Annotated in this window: 20 protein-coding genes; 7 read left to right on the top strand and 13 right to left on the bottom strand. The window is 67.2% G+C overall.

Annotation, left to right across the window (positions count from 1 at the left end):
• Window positions 1-326: 326 nt before the first annotated feature.
• Complete coding sequence (locus OG976_RS23290) at window positions 327-755, top strand: Ltp family lipoprotein (protein ID WP_328354292.1); 429 nt, start codon at window positions 327-329, stop codon at window positions 753-755.
• 177 nt (window positions 756-932) lie between these two features.
• Here OG976_RS23290 and OG976_RS23285 read toward each other — a convergent pair whose 3' ends face one another.
• Genes OG976_RS23285 through dapB form a run of 3 tightly spaced genes read right to left on the bottom strand, consistent with a single transcriptional unit; the run spans window position 933 to window position 2,550 of the window.
• Window positions 933-1,322, bottom strand: a complete 390-nt coding sequence (locus OG976_RS23285; protein WP_328354289.1) for a PPOX class F420-dependent oxidoreductase — start codon at window positions 1,320-1,322, stop codon at window positions 933-935.
• Between the two features lie 38 nt (window positions 1,323-1,360).
• Entirely contained in the window at window positions 1,361-1,780 is a 420-nt protein-coding gene (locus OG976_RS23280) for a hypothetical protein (RefSeq protein ID WP_328363926.1), read from the bottom strand.
• Between the two features lie 35 nt (window positions 1,781-1,815).
• Window positions 1,816-2,550 (bottom strand): 4-hydroxy-tetrahydrodipicolinate reductase, encoded by a 735-nt coding sequence (gene dapB, locus OG976_RS23275; protein WP_328354286.1) that lies wholly within the window; start codon window positions 2,548-2,550, stop codon window positions 1,816-1,818.
• Between the two features lie 36 nt (window positions 2,551-2,586).
• Here dapB and OG976_RS23270 point away from each other — a divergent pair, with 36 nt between their 5' ends.
• Complete coding sequence (locus tag OG976_RS23270) at window positions 2,587-3,543, top strand: haloalkane dehalogenase (RefSeq protein ID WP_328354283.1); 957 nt, start codon at window positions 2,587-2,589, stop codon at window positions 3,541-3,543.
• Window positions 3,544-3,588: 45 nt separating this feature from the next.
• Window positions 3,589-4,560, top strand: a complete 972-nt coding sequence (locus OG976_RS23265; RefSeq protein ID WP_328354280.1) for a PE-PPE domain-containing protein — start codon at window positions 3,589-3,591, stop codon at window positions 4,558-4,560.
• Here the strand turns inward: OG976_RS23265 and OG976_RS23260 are convergent.
• The gene (locus OG976_RS23260) at window positions 4,537-5,049 is read right to left on the bottom strand and encodes an Lrp/AsnC family transcriptional regulator (protein WP_328354278.1); all 513 of its coding nucleotides are present in this window, start codon (window positions 5,047-5,049) and stop codon (window positions 4,537-4,539) included. The genes OG976_RS23265 and OG976_RS23260 overlap by 24 nt on opposite strands.
• Window positions 5,050-5,144: 95 nt before the next feature.
• Between OG976_RS23260 and ald the strand changes: the two genes are divergently transcribed.
• Window positions 5,145-6,260, top strand: coding sequence for an alanine dehydrogenase (ald, locus tag OG976_RS23255; RefSeq protein ID WP_328354276.1), 1,116 nt, complete (start codon window positions 5,145-5,147; stop codon window positions 6,258-6,260).
• 82 nt (window positions 6,261-6,342) lie between these two features.
• Here the strand turns inward: ald and OG976_RS23250 are convergent, their stop codons facing one another.
• From OG976_RS23250 to rpsO, 7 genes are all read right to left on the bottom strand, one after another.
• Window positions 6,343-7,143: a VOC family protein gene (locus OG976_RS23250; protein WP_328354274.1), complete on the bottom strand. Its 801-nt coding sequence runs from the start codon at window positions 7,141-7,143 to the stop codon at window positions 6,343-6,345.
• Window positions 7,144-7,217: 74 nt separating this feature from the next.
• On the bottom strand, window positions 7,218-7,607 hold the full coding sequence (locus tag OG976_RS23245) for a YchJ family protein (protein ID WP_328354271.1): 390 nt from the start codon (window positions 7,605-7,607) through the stop codon (window positions 7,218-7,220).
• A 10-nt stretch (window positions 7,608-7,617) separates the two neighbouring features.
• Window positions 7,618-8,508, bottom strand: a complete 891-nt coding sequence (gene bla, locus OG976_RS23240; protein ID WP_328354268.1) for a class A beta-lactamase — start codon at window positions 8,506-8,508, stop codon at window positions 7,618-7,620.
• A gap of 17 nt (window positions 8,509-8,525) precedes the next feature.
• Complete coding sequence (locus OG976_RS23235) at window positions 8,526-9,551, bottom strand: nitronate monooxygenase (RefSeq protein WP_328354265.1); 1,026 nt, start codon at window positions 9,549-9,551, stop codon at window positions 8,526-8,528.
• A gap of 3 nt (window positions 9,552-9,554) precedes the next feature.
• On the bottom strand, window positions 9,555-10,895 hold the full coding sequence (locus OG976_RS23230) for a M16 family metallopeptidase (protein ID WP_328354262.1): 1,341 nt from the start codon (window positions 10,893-10,895) through the stop codon (window positions 9,555-9,557).
• On the bottom strand, window positions 10,873-13,122 hold the full coding sequence (locus OG976_RS23225) for a polyribonucleotide nucleotidyltransferase (protein WP_328354259.1): 2,250 nt from the start codon (window positions 13,120-13,122) through the stop codon (window positions 10,873-10,875). The genes OG976_RS23230 and OG976_RS23225 overlap by 23 nt, the downstream gene beginning before the upstream one ends.
• Window positions 13,123-13,418: 296 nt before the next feature.
• Entirely contained in the window at window positions 13,419-13,688 is a 270-nt protein-coding gene (rpsO, locus tag OG976_RS23220; protein ID WP_328354256.1) for a 30S ribosomal protein S15, read from the bottom strand.
• 173 nt (window positions 13,689-13,861) lie between these two features.
• On the opposite strand from rpsO, the gene OG976_RS23215 reads away from it, so the two are divergent.
• Both OG976_RS23215 and OG976_RS23210 read left to right on the top strand, forming a co-directional pair.
• Window positions 13,862-14,203: an ArsR/SmtB family transcription factor gene (locus OG976_RS23215; RefSeq protein ID WP_328354253.1), complete on the top strand. Its 342-nt coding sequence runs from the start codon at window positions 13,862-13,864 to the stop codon at window positions 14,201-14,203.
• Between the two features lie 5 nt (window positions 14,204-14,208).
• Entirely contained in the window at window positions 14,209-14,700 is a 492-nt protein-coding gene (locus OG976_RS23210; protein ID WP_328354250.1) for an SRPBCC family protein, read from the top strand.
• Here OG976_RS23210 and OG976_RS23205 read toward each other — a convergent pair whose 3' ends face one another.
• Window positions 14,701-15,675 carry a bifunctional riboflavin kinase/FAD synthetase gene (locus OG976_RS23205; protein ID WP_328354247.1) on the bottom strand — a complete coding sequence of 325 codons (975 nt, stop codon included), beginning with the start codon at window positions 15,673-15,675 and terminating at the stop codon, window positions 14,701-14,703.
• Window positions 15,676-15,755: 80 nt separating this feature from the next.
• Here OG976_RS23205 and mntR point away from each other — a divergent pair, with 80 nt between their 5' ends.
• Complete coding sequence (gene mntR / locus OG976_RS23200; protein WP_442930375.1) at window positions 15,756-16,463, top strand: manganese-binding transcriptional regulator MntR; 708 nt, start codon at window positions 15,756-15,758, stop codon at window positions 16,461-16,463.
• A gap of 1 nt (window position 16,464) precedes the next feature.
• Here mntR and OG976_RS23195 read toward each other — a convergent pair whose 3' ends face one another.
• Entirely contained in the window at window positions 16,465-17,778 is a 1,314-nt protein-coding gene (locus OG976_RS23195) for a cytochrome P450 (RefSeq protein WP_328354244.1), read from the bottom strand.
• Window positions 17,779-17,812 lie beyond the last annotated feature (34 nt).

Below are 17,812 nucleotides of genomic sequence, written 5' to 3'. Positions count from 1 at the left end.
ACCGGTCGACTGCTTGTGGGTCGAGGGCTGACCGTCCCAGAATCGCCGAGGTACACAATCGCCCAGATCGGCAGACGGCCCACTCCGCGGACCCCTTGCGTCATATCCGGTCCCCCTAATTAATCGTGACGACTCACGATGCCACACATGCCAGTTTCCGTCTGGGGCACTAAGCACAGTCAAACTCGCAGTTGTTGAACTACGCGAGTGCCTCGGAGGTCGAGCGTGACGGGTTGTCACTGATTTGAGGGCTGGCCAGGCAATACAGCGGTATGGTATGAAAACCTGCGAATGACGTCAGTGTCAATTAACCCTGGAAGGTCGAGTTGCTTCGCACGCTCATCGCCACAGCGGCCATAAGCGCATTGGGCTTCGGTTTGGTGCCGACGGCGTCGGCTGAACCTCAACGCTTGGGGCCTGCCCCTACTAGTCCGCACTTCGGTTTCGGACCTAGGCCACCCGCATCGCCACTCAGCCAACAAAACGCTGTCCAGAAGGCGAAGGACTACCTGAACTACTCAGCATTCTCGCGCACCGGCCTCATCGAGCAGCTCGAATACTCCGGGTTCTCAACCGACGACGCCACATACGCCGTTGACAGTCTCAACGTCGACTGGAACCAGCAGGCAGCGAAGAAGGCCAAGGACTACCTGAACTACTCAGCATTCTCGCGCAGCGGTCTCATCGACCAGCTCGAGTATTCCGGGTTCACCCCTAGCCAAGCCCTATTTGGCGTTACAGCGGTCGGGTACTAGTCAGGACGGGCAGTTTCCCGAGTCCGTGGCTACACAATCAACCCGCCTCAACTCACCGAGTGGCAACTGAGGTTCAGTACTGCTTGAGCGCGCCGCTCATGTAGCCGAGGGTAGCTGGGGTCCCAGCAGATACTCGTCAGCGGCCAGCATGTCAGCCGGCGAGCACCACTCAATTGGTCAGCCCTGCGCGACGATCCGTGCGGGACGCAAAGTGATGGCTACCCGGCCCTCGCGGGGCGCGGGGAAGGTTTCCGGATCTTGACCATAGTGGCGCACCACCCTCTCGAACAGATCGAGGTTGGGATCCTCGCCAATCTCGACCGTCCCGCGGATCTCCAGTGTCCGAAACGGGTTCTGCGGATCGATGATGAACAACGTCGCCTGCGGATGGGCGACGACGTTCTTGTACTTCTGCCGCGCCGTCACAAAGGACGTCTTCACGGTGTCGCCGTCGGCCACGAACCAGATCGCGGTCACCTGGGGCGTCCCGTCGGCGCCGACGGTGGAGAACGAGGCAACCAGCGGTGCGTCGATGAGGTCGCGATGAGATTCAGGTATGGACGTCATGCCCGGAATAAACCCGGTCATGAGAAAGCCATTCCGCCTCACGACTTTCCCGCCTGCATCGCGACAGCTTTGCGCATCGTCTCCCTGGCGCGGGTGCGATCGCCGGCATAGTCGTAGGCCCGCGCCAGCCGATACCACCGCTGCCAGTTGTCCGGGTCGGCCTCTACTTCCGCGCGCACGGTGTGGAACAGCGCGTCAGCGGCGTCGCGATCGATGCGCCCGCCCGGGCTTCGCGGCAGGTCGCTGACGTCGAGTTCCATCCCGTCTTCTTTGGCCAACGCGGCCAGCCGCTGGTGGGCGAAGCCGGCCCGCAGGGTGGCGATCATCGCCCACAGCCCGACGATCGGCAGCAGCAGCACCCCGATGCCCAGCGCGATCCCGGTGGCCTTACCGGTGCCGATCAGCACCACCCCGGTACGACCGAGCAGCACGAAGTACACCAGCAGGGCCACACACATCAGCCCGATCAGCAGCTGGATGCGCAGCGCGCGGTTCACAGGTCCAGCAGTGGTTCGATCCCGATGGTCAGCCCGGGGCGCTTGGCGATCTCGCGGACGGCGAGCAGGACGCCGGGTACGAACGAGGTGCGGTCCAGGCTGTCGTGGCGGATGGTCAGCGTCTCCCCCAGCGTGCCGAACAGCACTTCCTGATGGGCGACGAGTCCGGTCAACCGCACCGAGTGCACCCGGATGCCGTCGACGTCGGCGCCGCGGGCACCCTCCAGGCCCGTGCTCGTCGCATCGGGGTTGGGCGGCAAGTCTTTTCGCGCCTGCGCGATGAGCTTGGCGGTGCGCGTTGCGGTACCCGACGGCGCATCGGCCTTCTGCGGGTGGTGCAGTTCGATGACTTCCACCGATTCGAAGTACGGTGCGGCCTTCTGCGCGAAGTACATCGACAGCACCGCGCCGATGGCGAAGTTCGGGGCGATCAGCACCGCGCTGCCGGGTGTGGCGGCCAGCCAGGCCTGGACCTGTTCGATGCGCTCGTCGGTGAATCCGGTGGTGCCGACGACGGCGTGGATTCCGTTGTCGATGAGGAACTTCAGGTTGTCCATGACGACATCGGGGTGAGTGAAGTCGATGACCACCTCGGTGCCGCTGTCGGTCAGCAGGCTCAGGTCATCACCGGCGTCGACCTCCGCACTCAGCGTCAGATCGTCGGCGTCGCGCACCGCGCCGCACATCGTGGTGCCGACCTTGCCCTTGGCTCCCAGAACCCCAACTCGCATGGGCTCAGCCTAATCGCCGCAGGTTAGTGTGCGGGAATGCAGGTACTGCGCACTCCCGACGACCGGTTCGAGGGTCTCCCGGACTACCCGTTCGAGCCGAACTACCTCGACGTGCAGGCGCGCGGGCTGCCGCCGCTGCGCATGCACTACGTCGACGCCGGACCGGCCGACGCTCCGGTGGTGCTGCTGCTGCACGGCCAGCCCAGCTGGTCGTTCCTGTACCGCCACGTCATCAGCGCACTGACCGCGTCAGGCCTGCGGGTCATCGCACCCGACAACATCGGGTTCGGCCGCTCCGACAAGCCCGACGATCCGACCGCCTACACCTTCTCCCGGCACGTGTCCTGGGCGCGCGCCCTGGTGACCGGACTGGACCTGACCGACATCACGCTGGTGGTCCAGGATTGGGGCGGACCAATCGGTTTGAGTGTGCTGGCGCGTGAACCCGAGCGCTTCGCCCGCGTCCTGGCCACCAACACCATCCTGCACACCTGCGACCCGGCACTGGCCGGCAAGCTCGGCTGGGCACACCACGGTGTGGGCGCCGACCGGATGCTGTTGCAGGAGACGCTGCTGGACTACATCGCCCTGTATGCCCGCACCCCCGACATCGCCCCCAGCATGTTCATCGATGCGGTCGCAGGGCCGCTGAGTGCCGACGTGCTGGCCGGCTACGACGCGCCGTTCCCCGACCCCTCCTACAAGGCCGGCCTGCGCCAGCTGACCGCGCTGATTCCGCTGACCCGCAATGACCCGGGCGCGGCGATCGGCCGGGCGACGATGGCTGCACTGGCGCAGTGGGAAAAGCCTTTCCTGACAGCCTATTCCGACGGCGATCCGGCGACCCAGGGCTGGGAGCAGGTGTTCCGCGAGCATGTCCCGGGAGCGCGGGGACAACACCACACCACCATCGCCGGGGCGGGGCATTTCGTTCAGGAACAGCAGGGCACCGAGCTGGCCCGCATCGTCGCGGAGTTCGTCGCCCGATCCTGACCATTGCGGCCATCGCGGCGTTACTGTCGGCGAGGGGAGGTCGGGATGCGCAGACGAGCAGCACTGGCAACGATGATGAGTGCCGCACTGATCGCGGCGGCACCGCTGGGCCACGCGGCAACCGTCCTGACCCTCGAGGGCGGGATAGTCGGTATGCAGCACCTGCTGCACTTCACCCCGCTGCAGCTTCGCGGCGACCAGTGCACCTCCCCCAACCACTGCCAGCCCGTCGACTACTTCGCCTTCCCGGCCAACACCTTCACCGACCAGGGCGCGGCCAACGTGCGGGCGGCGATCGCGGCGCTTCCCGCCGACGAGCAGGTGGTGCTGTTCGGGCATAGCCAGGGCGGCCAGGTCATCTACTCCGACCTGCGGAACTGGGCTGCCGACCCGGCCAACGCCCCGGACCCGGCACGGGTGTCGTGGGTGTCGATCGGCAATCCGGAGAACCCCTACGGCGGCCGACGGGTCACCACCGAAGGCCCCGGGGCGCCGTGGCTGCCCATCGACACCGCCTACCAGGGCACCGAGGTGATCCGGCAGTACGACGGCTGGGCGGACTGGCCCGACGACACCACCAACCTGCTCGCGGTGGCCAACGCCGTCGTCGGGATGTTCACCACGCACACCGACTACTGGAAGGTCGACCTCAACGACCCCCGCAATGTCCGCTACACCCCTGAGGTGGGCGGACAACCCGGCAACGTCACCTACGTCTGGGTGCCCAACGACACCTTGCCGTTGGTGGCCTGGGCCGGGCCACTGGCGCCGGCCCTCGACAACGCACTGCGGCCGATCGTCGAGAAGGCCTACCACCGGCCCGTGGACATCCCCGACCCCACACCCGCGGCTACATCTACCTCCACGGCCGCCGCGCTACAGCACAAGGCGTCACCCGCCCGCGCGACGGGTTCGGCCAAGCGGGCGGCCGGCAGTAACGCCACGGCGACAAAGCGGGCCGAAAGCCGCCACAGCGTTACTGTCGGGCGTCATTCACAGCGGGGCGGCTCCGCGTAGGTGCTCGAAGATCAGCGAGGTCTGGGTGCCGGCCACATCGGCGTCGGCGTTGAGGTTCTCCACGACGAACGCGCGCAGGTCGTCGGTGTCACGGGCAGCCACGTGAATGATGAAATCGTCGGCCCCGGCCAGAAAGTAGACATCCATCACCTGGGGCTTGCGGCGGATGTGCTCGATGAACGTGCCGATCTTGCCGCGGGCGTTGGACTGCAGGCTCACCGAGACCATCGCCTGCAACGACAGCCCGATCGCGGCCGGATCGATGTCGGCATAGAAGCCTCGGATCACGCCGAGATCCTGCAGCCGGCGGACCCGGCCGTGGCAGGTCGACGGGGCGATGCCGACCGCGTCGGCCAGGGCACTGTTGGAGACCCGGGCATCGGCGTGCAGCAGCGCCAGGATGCGACGGTCCACGTCGTCGAGATCGGCCCGAACATCCTTCGGCGCAGACCCGGATCGAGCCGCCAATTTCGCAGATCCTTCAGCCATGCCATGACCTTATCGAATCTTTGTCATCCTGATTGAATAAAGTCCGCAGCTTCTTCACAATTCTTGTAAGCCCAAACCCCGATCAAGGAGCGATCATGCGTGTCGGCATCCCGACCGAGATCAAGAACAACGAGTACCGCGTCGCCATCACCCCGGCCGGTGTGTCCGAACTGGTCCGCCGCGGCCATGACGTCATGGTCCAGGCCGGTGCGGGCGACGGTTCGGCCATCCCCGACGGCGACTTCAAGGCCGCCGGTGCGCAGCTCGTCGCCAGCGCCGACGACGTGTGGGCCCAGGCCGACCTGCTGCTCAAGGTGAAGGAGCCCATCGAGCCGGAATACGCCCGGATGCGTAAGGGCCAGACCCTGTTCACCTACCTGCACCTGGCCGCTTCGCGCCCGTGTACCGACGCGCTGTTGGCGTCCGGCACCACCTCGATCGCCTATGAGACCGTGCAGACGGCCGACGGCGCGCTGCCGCTGCTCGCCCCCATGAGTGAGGTCGCCGGCCGGTTGTCCGCTCAGGTCGGTGCCTACCACCTGATGCGCACCCAGGGCGGGCGCGGCGTGCTGATGGGCGGTGTCCCCGGTGTCGCCCCGGCCCGCGTCGTGGTGATCGGCGGCGGGATGGCCGGCGACAACGCCGCAGCCGTCGCCTGGGGTATGGGCGCGCACGTCACGGTCTTCGACCTCAACGTCAACATCCTGCGCAAGATCGACGCCGAGTACGGCGGCGCCATCGAGACCCGCTATTCGTCGCGACTGGACCTCGAGGACGCCGTCAAGCAGGCCGACCTGGTGATCGGCGCCGTGCTGGTCCCCGGCGCCAAGGCGCCCAAGCTGGTCACCAATGAGACTGTGGCACAGATGAAGCCGGGTTCGGTTCTGGTCGACATCGCGATCGACCAGGGTGGCTGCTTCGAGGATTCCAAGCCCACCACGCACGACAACCCGACGTTCAACGTCCACAACTCGGTGTTCTACTGCGTCGCGAACATGCCCGGCGCGGTGCCGCGCACCTCGACCTACGCGCTGACCAACGCCACCATGCCGTACGTGCTCAAGCTGGCTGACAAGGGCTGGCAGGGCGCCTGCCTGGCCGATCAGGCGCTGGCCAAGGGCCTCTCGACCCACGAGGGTCAGTTGCTCAATGCCGAGGTCGCCCACGACCTCGAGCTGCCCTACACCGAACCGGCCGGCCTGCTGGCCTGAAACCTCATGTGAGCCAACAGCTCACCTCCACACAGCGGACCGGGACAGCTCCTCGAGCGTCCCGGTCCGTTGGTATTGGGGCTCAGCCCATGCCGGCGGGCGGATGACCGAGGCAGATCAGCGCACCCAGCGGATCCTTGATCGCCGCCAGGGTGCCGTAGGGCGTGTCCTCGACGGGCATCAGTAACTGCCCGCCGAGCCCCTCGACCTGCTTCACCGTCGCGGCCACGTCGTCGACGGTGACGTACACCTGCCAGAACGACGGAACCTCGTCGGGCATGAGCTTGACCGAATCCATGATTCCCGAATAGGCGCTCTCCCCGGCGAACACCTGGCCGTAGCGGTCGGGTCCGACGGCATCAGGGTCGCCACCCGTTCCGATCTCGTCGATGCGCGTATCCAGGACCGACCGGTAGAACTCCAGGGACGCCTCATAGTCCTTGCTCTGGCATTCGAACCAGTACGGCGCCCCGTGCACGCCCCACTCGGTGAACCCGGGATGGGTGCCGGGCTGCCAGAAGCCGATGACGGCACCCGCCGGGTCGACGACCACCATCATCGTGCCCAGATCGCCCACCGGCATGGGCGGCACCATCACCTTTCCGCCCGCGGCCTCCGCCGCAGCGACGGTGGCCTGGCTGTCGTTGGTGTGCAGGTACACCGACCAGATGTTCGCCGGACCGGCCTCCTCCATGTGCGGTGACAGCCCCGCGACCGGCTTACCGTTGAGGGTGAAGTTCTGGTAGCCGCCGAACTCCGGTTGCGGTGGGCCCTCCAGTTCCCAGCCGAAGATCTGGTGATAGAACTCCGCGGCACGTGCGGGGTCACTGCTCATCAGGTCGAACCAGATGGGAGCCCCGACCGGGGCGGTGTAATCACTCACGATGATCCTTTCAACGATGTGTTGACCCCTTGACTGACCACCGCGGCACCGAAAACTCATCGCGGCCGTGCCAGTCAGTCGACAAGATCTCCGTCGACGTAGAACCAGCGGCGGGCTCGCACGCTGAACCGGGACCGTTCATGCAGCGACCCGGTTCGGTCCTCGCTGCGGTAGTGGGCACGGAACTCGACCTCACCGCTCTGATCCTGCGCCTGCCCACCGACAGTGTCGAGAACCTGCAGCCCGGTCCAGGTCAGCCTGCCGTCCGGCGTCAGTGTGGCCGGCCGGGTGCGTGGGTGCCAGGTCTGCCAGACGTAGTCGAGATTGCCGACGGCATATGCGCTGTATCGGGCGCGCATCAACTGTTCGGCGGTCGCGGCCTGATGCTCGCCCCGGTGAAGTGCCAGACAGCAGTGGCCGAATGCGTTGCCTGACCCGCAGGGGCACGCGTCGGTCGGTTGCATACTCGTGCGTCTAACCCTGACCACGCAGAGTCGGCAGGGCCAACGTGGTCACGTCGGCGATGAGCTGCCGCAGCGGCTCGGCGTTGGCGTTGTCGGATCGGGTTCGCGTCATGACGGCCAGCAGAATGCGTTCGCCGTTGGGCCCGTAAACGATTCCGATGTCGTTGGTGCTGGCGTAGTCGCCGCTGCCGGTCTTGTCGGCCGACGTCCATCCCGGTTGCAGACCGGCCCTCATGCTGGAGGTGACGTTGGCGCGCATCCAGTCGTCCAACTGCCGGCGATGCGCCGGGTCGAGCACGTCACCGGTGAGCATCGCCCGGAATCCCCCGCCGAGCGCACGCGGTGTGCTGGTGTCACGCGGGTCGCCGGGCAGTGCGGAGTTCAATTCGGTCTCCCAGCGGTCCAGCCGGGTGCGGTCGTCGCCGATCGAGCGAGCGAAGCCGGTGATCGCCTGCGGTCCGCCGATGACCGTCAGCAGCATGTTGGCCGCGGTGTTGTCGCTGCGCTGCAGAACCGCCTGACACAGCTCGCCGAGTGTCAGGGTGGTGCCCGCCTTGGGCCCGGAGATCGGCGAATTGGGAAGCACTGCAACGGGATCGACCCGCAACGTGTCTGTCATCTGCAGTTCGCCGAGCTGCGCCTTCTGCAGTATCCGCGCGGCGAGGTAGGCCTTGAAGGTCGAGCACACGGCGAACGTGTCGTTGTCGCGGTGGGCCACCGTCTGGTTCGAGTCGAGATTGGCACCGTAGAGGCCGACGACCGCGTCGTGCCGCTTCTCCAGCATGCCGATGCGTTCGTCCAGCGGTGGCAGCGGCTCAGCGGGGTCGCTCAATCGTGGCGGTGTGTAGTCGGTGCGCCCGCATGCTGCGGCAGCGGTCACCGTCACCGTGGCCAGAAGCATGTGACGACGGGAGAGCCTCACCGGACCTCCCGGGTCATCGCCGCGACGATGTCGGCGGCACTGCCCGCTGTGGTGGCCCGCCACGCCGTGCCCGCCCACAAGTTGGTGCCGTGCGGATCGCCGGCGGCGACAGCGGCGCGGCGCATCGCGCCGGTCATCTGGTTGACGTCGGGATAACCCAGCGGCGCGACGGGGTCGAAGCGCTCGGTGAAGTCGTTGGCCAGACCGCGTGCGTACCGACCGGAGAACGCACACGTCACCACGGTGTGCGAGAACGCCGGATCCGATAGCGCCTGGCGGTGAACAGGATTGGTGCCGGCTTCATCCGAGCACAGGAACGCGGTTCCGGCCTGGGCGGCGGCCGCGCCCGCATCCAGGACGCGCCGCACGTCGGCGGCGGTGGCGATGCCGCCTGCGGCGATCACGGCGATGTCGTGGGCCGCACCGATCTGAGCCAGCAGCACATCCAGCGGGATCTCCCCCGGCCTGCGTGCCGGGTCGAATGTGCCGCGATGCCCACCGGCTTCGGGCCCCTGGACCACCAGGGCGTCGGCGCCGGCGGCCACCGCAATCCCGGCCTCCTCGACCGAGGTCACCGTCACCGTCGTCAACACGCCCCGATTACGCAGCCGGGCAAGGACTTCCGGTGCCGGGCAGCCGAACGTGAACGACACCACCTCCGGTGCGGTGTCGGCGACCACGTCGAGCTTGGCCTGCCAGGCGTCGTCATCGGCATGCGGGACGCCGAGTTCGGCGCCGTAGCGCGCAGCCAGCGGCGCCAGCAGCTCTCGGTAATGGTGCAGTGCCGCATCGGTCGCCACCGAGGGTTGCGGCACAAAGAGATTGACCCCGATCGGGCCGGTGCTCAACGAACGGGTCGCGGCGATCATCTCGGCGAACTTCTCCGCGGTGAGATATCCCGCCGCCAGGAAACCCAGCCCGCCCGCGTTCGACACCGCGGCCGCCAGCGCGGCAGTACCCGGACCGCCTGCCATCGGCGCTCCCACGAGGGGAACGGCCAGATCACGCAGGCTGAAGGTCAAGGGCTAGCCCGCAATCCGTCGAAGAGGTTGTGGCAGCGATCGTTTAGAGCGCACCGGTCCGAGCACCGCGGCACCGAACGGGTTGGTCAGCACCTCGCGGGCGACGGCGTTGACCTCGTCGAGGGTGACGGCGTTGATGTGGTCGAGGGTGCTGGTGACGCTGCGGTACCCGCCGTAGTTCAACTCGCTGCGGCCCAGCCGGTTCATCCGCGAGGCGGAATCCTCCAGGCCGAGCACCATTCCGCCGCGAATCGAGCCCTTGGCGATCCGGAGTTCGGCCTCGGTGAGGCCGTCGCGCGCCACGCTGTCGAGCACCTCGGTGGTCAACCGCACCACCTCGTCGAAACGCTCGGGCAGGCAGCCCGCGTACACCGACAGCGCACCGCTGTCACAGAAGGTGTCGATGGTCGAGTACACCGAGTACGCCAGCCCGCGGGTCTCACGGATCTCCTGGAACAGCCGCGAACTCAGGCCCCCGCCGAGTGCGGTGTTGAGCACCGACAGCGCCCAGCGGTGCCGCCAGTGCCGGCCGGGCACCCGTACTCCGAGCGACATGTGGGTCTGCTCGGCGTCGCGGTTGATCAGCACCAGGCTGGGCCGGCCGCTGAGCCGGCCGCTGCCGGTGCGCGGCGGCCGCGGCTTGCGGCCGCGAATCAGCTTGGGGCCGAAGTACTCCCGCACCAACCTGACGACCTCGTCGTGGTCGACGTTGCCGGCGACGGCCACCACCATGCGCTCCGGGGTATAGCGGCGGACGTGGAAGGAGTGCAGTTGCGAGCGGGTCATCGACGACACCGATTCGACGCTGCCGATCACCGGGCGCCCCACCGGGTGGTCGCCGAACATGGCCGACAGAAAGACATCTCCGAGGGCGTCCTCGGGGTCGTCGTCGCGCATGGCGATCTCTTCGAGCACTACGTCACGTTCGAGCTCGACGTCCCCGGCGGCGCAGCGCCCGTTGAGCACCACGTCGGCCACCAGGTCGATGGCCAGTTCGAGGTCCTCGTCGAGGACGTGCGCGTAATAGCAGGTGTGCTCTTTGGACGTGAACGCGTTCAGCTCACCGCCGACGGCATCGACGGATTGCGCGATGTCCACCGCGGTGCGCGTAGGGGTCGCCTTGAACAGCAGGTGTTCGAGGAAGTGCGCGGCGCCGGCCACGGTCGGGCCCTCGTCGCGCGAACCCACGTTGACCCAGACCCCGACCGATGCCGACCGCACCGAGGGGATGTACTCGGTGACGACGCGGAGACCACCGGCAAGGACGGTGCGCCGCACCGCAGCCGGCGCGTCAGAGACGCGCCGGCTGCGGCGTAAGGCGTTAGCTGCTGGCGGTTGCGGCATCGGCATCAACAGGAGCCGGTGCATCGTCGGGAGCCGCAGCCCCCTCTTCGTCGACCAGGATCAGCGAGATCTTGCCGCGGTTGTCGATGTCGGCGATCTCCACCCGGAGCTTGTCACCGAGCTTGACCACGTCCTCGACCTTGTTGATCCGCTTGCCGCGGCCCAGCTTCGAGATGTGCACCAGACCGTCGCGGCCGGGCAGCAGCGACACGAAGGCACCGAAGTCGGTGGTCTTGACCACGGTTCCGAGGAAACGCTCGCCGGTCTTCGGCAGCTGCGGGTTGGCGATCGCGTTGATCATGTCGATCGCCGCCTGGGCCGAGAGGCCGTCGGTGGCGCCCACGAACACCGTGCCGTCGTCCTCGATGGAGATCGAGGCGCCGGTCTGCTCGGTGATCGAGTTGATCATCTTGCCCTTGGGCCCGATGACCTCGCCGATCTTGTCCACCGGGATCTTGATCGCGGTGACACGCGGCGCGTACGGGCTCATCTCGTCGGGGGCGTCGATGGCCTCGGCCATCACCTCGAGGATGGTCAGACGCGCGTCCTTGGCCTGCGACAGCGCCCCGGCCAGCACCTGCGAGGGGATGCCGTCGAGCTTGGTGTCCAGCTGCAGGGCGGTGACGAAGTCCTTGGTGCCTGCGCACTTGAAGTCCATGTCGCCGAACGCGTCCTCGGCGCCGAGGATGTCGGTCAGCGTGACATAGCGGGTCTCGCCGTCGACCTCGTCGGACACCAGGCCCATCGCGATACCGGCGACGGGAGCCTTCAGCGGCACACCGGCGTTCAGCAGCGACAGGGTGGATGCGCACACCGATCCCATCGAGGTGGAACCGTTGGAGCTCAACGCCTCCGACACCTGGCGGATTGCGTACGGGAAGTCCTCGACGCTCGGCAGCACCGGCATGAGCGCCCGCTCGGCGAGCGCACCGTGGCCGATCTCGCGGCGCTTGGGCGAGCCGACGCGGCCGGTCTCACCGGTCGAATACGGCGGGAAGTTGTAGTGGTGCATGTAGCGCTTGGACTTCTCCGGCCCCAGCGAGTCGATCTGCTGAGCCATCTTGACCATGTCGAGGGTGGTGACGCCCATGATCTGGGTCTCGCCACGCTCGAACAGTGCCGACCCGTGCGCGCGCGGGATGATGGCCACCTCGGCCGAGAGCGCGCGGATATCGGTGACACCGCGACCGTCGATGCGGAAGTGATCGGTCAGGATGCGCTGGCGCACCAGCTTTTTGGTCAGCGAGCGGTAGGCCGCGCCGATCTCCTTCTCGCGCCCGGCGAAGGTCTCGCCGAGCTCGCCCAGGACCTCGTTCTTGATCTCGTCGGTGCGGTTGTCCCGCTCGTGCTTGCCGGCGATGGTCAGCGCCTGCGACAGCGAGTCGCCGGCCGCGTGGGCAACCGCGGCGTAGACGTCGTCCTGGTAATCGGGGAACACCGGGTAGTCGGCGGTCTCCTTGGCGGCCCGGCTGGCCAGCTCACTCTGCGCGGCGCACAGCGCGGCGATGAACGGCTTGGCTGCCTCCAGGCCCTCGGCCACGACGGCCTCGCTCGGCGCCTGGGCACCGCCTGCGATCAGCTCGATGACGTTCTCGGTGGCTTCGGCCTCGACCATCATGATCGCGACGTCGCCGTCTTTGACCACCCGGCCGGCGACGACCATGTCGAACACCGCGCCTTCGAGCTGCTCGACGGTCGGGAACGCGACCCACTGGCCGTTGATCAGTGCGACGCGCACGCCGCCGACCGGGCCGGAGAACGGCAGGCCGGAGATCTGGGTGGATGCCGACGCGGCGTTGATCGCCAGCACGTCGTAGAGGTCCTTGGGATCAAGGCTCAGGATCGTGACGACGACCTGGATCTCGTTGCGCAGACCCGAGACGAACGACGGGCGCAGCGGCCGGTCGATGAGGCGGCAGGTCAGGATCGCGTCGGTGGACGGCCGGCCCTCCCGGCGGAAGAACGAGCCGGGGATGCGCCCGGCGGCATACATGCGCTCCTCGACGTCGATCGTCAAGGGGAAGAAGTCGAAGTGTTCCTTGGGGCTCTTGCTGGCGGTGGTCGCCGACAGGAGCATGGTTTCGTCGTCCAGGTAGGCGACGACCGAACCGGCGGCCTGCTGGGCCAGCCGGCCGGACTCGAAGCGGATGGTGCGGGTGCCGAAGCTCCCGTTGTCAATGACGGCGGTCGATTCGAACACGCCTTCGTCGATTTCAGCTACAGACATAGACGTCCGTACAGCCTTTCTGCAATTCAACTGTTTCGCGATGTCACAGATGAACCCAGGTATCCCCGGGTGCGACGAGGCTTGAACCGAGATACGGCTACGGCCGTCGATCGAAGCGGCCGGGCACTCCCCGATTGAGATTGGGGCCCGGCAGCCACTACCGAAGACCGCCCGATTCGGGAAGCTTCGCTATGACACGCGGGAACGGGACACGCGGATGTGCGTGAACCGCACCCGATTTGTTCGCACCGTCACACGGCGCGTAACGACCCCATGTTACACGGTGGGTACTGCGCTCAGCGGCGCAGACCCAGCCGTTCGATCAACGAGCGATAGCGCGCCACGTCGACGTCGGCAACATACTTGAGCAGCCGGCGGCGACGGCCGACCAGCAGCAGCAGACCGCGCCGCGAGTGGTGGTCGTGCTTGTGCAGCTTGAGGTGCTCGGTGAGATCGGTGATCCGCCTGGTCAGCAGTGCGACCTGGGCCTCCGGCGAGCCGGTGTCGGTCTCATGCAGGCCGTAGGAGCCCAGGATTTCCTTCTTCTGCTCGGCAGTCAACGCCACGAGAATCTCCATCAATCGGTACCGCGTTTGGGTAATCAAGCAAGGCCACCGCGGACTGCAGCACATGCCGTGTCGGGTCGAACTCTAGCAGCGCGGGCGCCTCGAACCGAAATCGCGCCAGGTCAGCGGCAGGCCCTTGACAACATACAACCAATTGGTTGTATGTTGGACGGGTGATCGTGGACGAGGAGGACCGGGCCGACGCCCTGTTCCACGCCCTGTCCGACCGCACGCGGCGAGACATCATGCGCCGCGCCCTGGCCGGGGAGCACTCGGTGTCCGCGCTCGCACTGAAATACGAGATGAGCTTCGCGGCGGTGCAGAAGCACGTCGCCGTGCTGGAGAAGGCAGGCCTGCTCACCAAGCGACGCAGCGGTCGTGAGCAACTGGCCAGCGGCGACGTGACGGCTGTGCGGTCGGTGGCCTCGATGCTCGGTGAGCTGGAGCAGATCTGGCGGGGCCGGATCGCGCGCATCGACGACCTCATCTCGGCCGACGAAACCCAGGAGGATTGACCGCCATGCCCGTGACCGATGTGCAGCACGACCTCGACACCCTGACCCTGACCATCACCGCCGATTTCGCTGCGCCGGTCGAGCGGATCTGGCAGGTCTACGCCGACCCGCGTCAGCTGGAGAAGATCTGGGGCCCGCCGGACTATCCGGCGACCGTCGTCGACCACGACCTGAAGGCCGGGGGCCGGATGACGTACTTCATGACCGGTCCGGAGGGCGACAAGCACGCCGGCTACTGGGACATCGCCACCGTCGACGAGCCGAGCAGCTTCTCCTTCACCGACGGCTTCGCCGACCTGGACTTCAACCCGGTCCCCACCATGCCGACATCGCACTGCGTGTTCAGCTTCACCGAGCACAACGGCGGCACCAGGGCCACCTACGTGAGCACGTACCCGTCGGCCGACGCGCTGCAGACGGTGCTCGACATGGGCGTCATCGAGGGCGCCACCGGCGCGATCAACCAGATCGACGGCCTGGTCGGGTCACGCGGCTGATTACGACGAGGACAGGATCTGGCGGGCCTTGTCGGTGTCCTTGCCCATCGCCACGACCAGATCCTGTACCGAGTCGAACCGCAACTGGCCGCGCAGGCGGCTGACGAAGTCGACGGCGACGTGCTGGCCGTACAGGTCGGCCTCGGAATCGAGGACGAACGCCTCGACCGTGCGGGTGCGACCGGAGAACGTCGGGTTGGTACCCACCGACACCGCCGACTGGTACCGCTCACCCGGGATCACCGAACCGGTGATGGGTCCGTGACCCAGCACGGTGAACCAGGCGGCGTAGACGCCGTCGGCCGGGATCGCCGAGTACATCGGGGGCGCCACGTTGGCGGTCGGGAAACCCAGGCCACGGCCGCGACCGTCGCCGCGAACAACCACGCCTTCGACCCGGTGCGGGCGGCCCAGCGCCTCGGCGGCGGCGACCACGTCACCGGCGTCGACGCAGGAGCGGATATAGGTCGAGGAGAAGGTCACCGTCTCGCTCTTGTGGTGCTCGGCGACCAGGGACATGCCCTCGACGGCGAAGCCGAAGCGTTCGCCGGCCTTACGCAGGCCCGCGACGTTGCCGGCCGCCTTCTTGCCGAAGGTGAAGTTCTCCCCCACCAGCACCTCGACCACGTGCAGCCGTTCGACGAGCAGTTCGTGGACGTAGCGCTCCGGGGTCAGCTTCATGAAGTCGGTGGTGAACGGCATGACCAGGAAGACGTCGATGCCGAGTTCCTCGACGAGTTCGGCGCGCCGGGCCAGTGTCGTGAGCTGGGCCGGATGGCTGCCCGGGAAGACAACTTCCATCGGATGCGGGTCGAAGGTCATCAGCACCGTCGGCACGCCACGTTCGCGACCCGACTTCACCGCGCGGGCGATCAGTTCGACATGCCCGCGGTGCACGCCGTCGAAGACGCCGATGGTCAGTACGCACCGGCCCCAGTCCGAGGGGATCTCTTCCTGTCCCCGCCACCTCTCCACGTCGGCAAGCCTACGACCCGGCGCCACCGGCCGAGGCGCTAGATCCCCAGATCAGGTAATGAATGCCTAAACTTTCGGGTGTGAGTCCTGACGAGAACCCCAACAGCGGGGTACGCGACCTGACGATGGTTGCCCAGGACTACCTCAAGGTCATCTGGACCGCCCAGGAGTGGTCGCACGAGAAGGTCAGCACCAAACTGCTCGCCGAGCGTCTCGGTGTGTCGGCCAGCACAGCCTCGGAATCCATCCGCAAGCTCGCCGACCAGGGCCTGGTGCACCACGAGAAGTACGGTGCGGTCACCCTGACCGACCGCGGCCGCCAGGCCGCCCTGGCGGTGGTGCGTAGGCACCGACTGCTCGAGACGTTCCTGATGCGCGAGCTGGGCTACGGCTGGGACGAGGTGCACGACGAGGCCGAGATCCTCGAGCACGCGGTCAGCGACATGATGCTCGACCGCATCGACGCCAAGCTGGGATATCCGACCCGCGACCCGCACGGTGACCCGATCCCGGCGACCGACGGCCAGGTGCCCACCCCGCCGGCGCGGCAGTTGTCGGCCTGCTCCGACGGCGACGTCGCGACCGTAGCCCGGATTTCGGACGCCGACCCCGAGATGCTGCGGTACTTCGACGCGGTGGGGATCAGTCTGGACTCGCGACTCGAGGTCCTGGCCCGGCGCGACTTCGCCGGCATGATCTCGGTGTCGGTGCAGGACTCCGATGGCGCGCTGAGCACCGTGGAATTGGGAAGCCCTGCCGCCCAAGCGATTTGGGTAGTCGGCTCCTAGCTCACGCTTGGCGGATGCGCACCGGCAGCGACGCCGGACCCTGCAGCGACGGCGAGGTCCCCCACCGCACCGGCCCGGCCAGCTCCAGGCCGTCGATCTCGTCGAGCAGATGATTGACAGCGGTGACGGTCTCGAGGCGGGCCAGGTGCGCCCCGAGGCAGAAGTGCAGGCCATGCCCGAACGCCAGATGCCCGGTGGTGTCGCGGTGAATGTCCAAGCGGTCGGGATCGGTGAACCTGGCCGGGTCGCGATTGGCCGAGGCGTAGAACAGCACCACCTTGCCGCCGGTGGGGATCACCGTCCCGCCGATCTCGTAGGGCTGCGTGGCGACCCGGGTCACCCACTGCACCGGTGAGCCCCAGCGTGCGGCCTCCTCGACCGCAGCGGGCACCAGGGCGCGGTCGGCCTTCAACTCGTCGAATAGGTTGGGGTCCTGGGCCATTCGCATCAGCAGCATGCCCAGCAGGTTGGTCGTCGTCTCGTTGCCGGCCACCAACAGGATGGTCGCGTAGAAGAAGGCCTCGTTGTCGGTGAGTTCGCCGGAGGCCCGCGCCAGCTGCAGCCGGGTCAGCAGATCGTCGGCGGGTTCTGCTGCGCGCCTGTCCATCTCGGCGTTGATGAAACTGCGCAGCTGCACGTAGGACTGCAGCATGCCGGCAACCATCCGGGCCACTTCGGGCAGCGTCCTGGGCGCGAACGCCTGCACGATCTGCTCGGAGACCGCGCGGAATCCCGGCCACTGATCGCGCGGAATACCCAGGATCGTGGCGATCACGTTGATCGGCATCGGAACCGTGAGAGCCGACACGAGGTCGACGGTCTTGCCGTCACGCAGCGCCGAGATCGACTCGCCGGCCAGTCGTTCGATGTCCGATGTCAGCGTGTTCACGGCACGTTTGGTGAAGACGGGTGCGGCGATGTGGCGTAACCGGGTGTGCTCCGGTGGGTCGGCCAGCAGCACCGCGCTCGCGGTGAAGCTGCGCAACATGATGCCGTCGCGCGACGAGAGCACCCCACTGTTGCGGGCGGCGGCGTGGACGTCGTCGTAGCGCCCGAGCATCCAGACACCGAGGCGCTCGTTGATGACAACCGGATGCTCGCGGATTCGTTCGAGAGCGGGATAGGGGTTGGCGATATTGCCGGGCAGGGTGGGGTCGAAAGTGGTACGGGGTAAAGCTGATTGAGTCATTCGCGGTCGTGGACGGCGGATGTCCCGGTAGGCGCCGGTGGCTACCGGGCGCCACAGGTCCGACACGGATGCGCGGGCCACAGACGCCACCGCCCGCGGCGGCGGCTTGAGCAGATCAGCAGGCATAACACGGACGCTAGAGCCGGCCAGTACGCAAAAG

Origin of the sequence: Mycobacterium sp. NBC_00419 (assembly GCF_036023875.1) — a bacterium.
Classification (GTDB): Bacteria; Actinomycetota; Actinomycetes; order Mycobacteriales; family Mycobacteriaceae; genus Mycobacterium.
The sequence above is the reverse complement of the archived record's forward strand: the minus strand, read 5'-3'. Positions and strand labels throughout refer to the sequence as shown.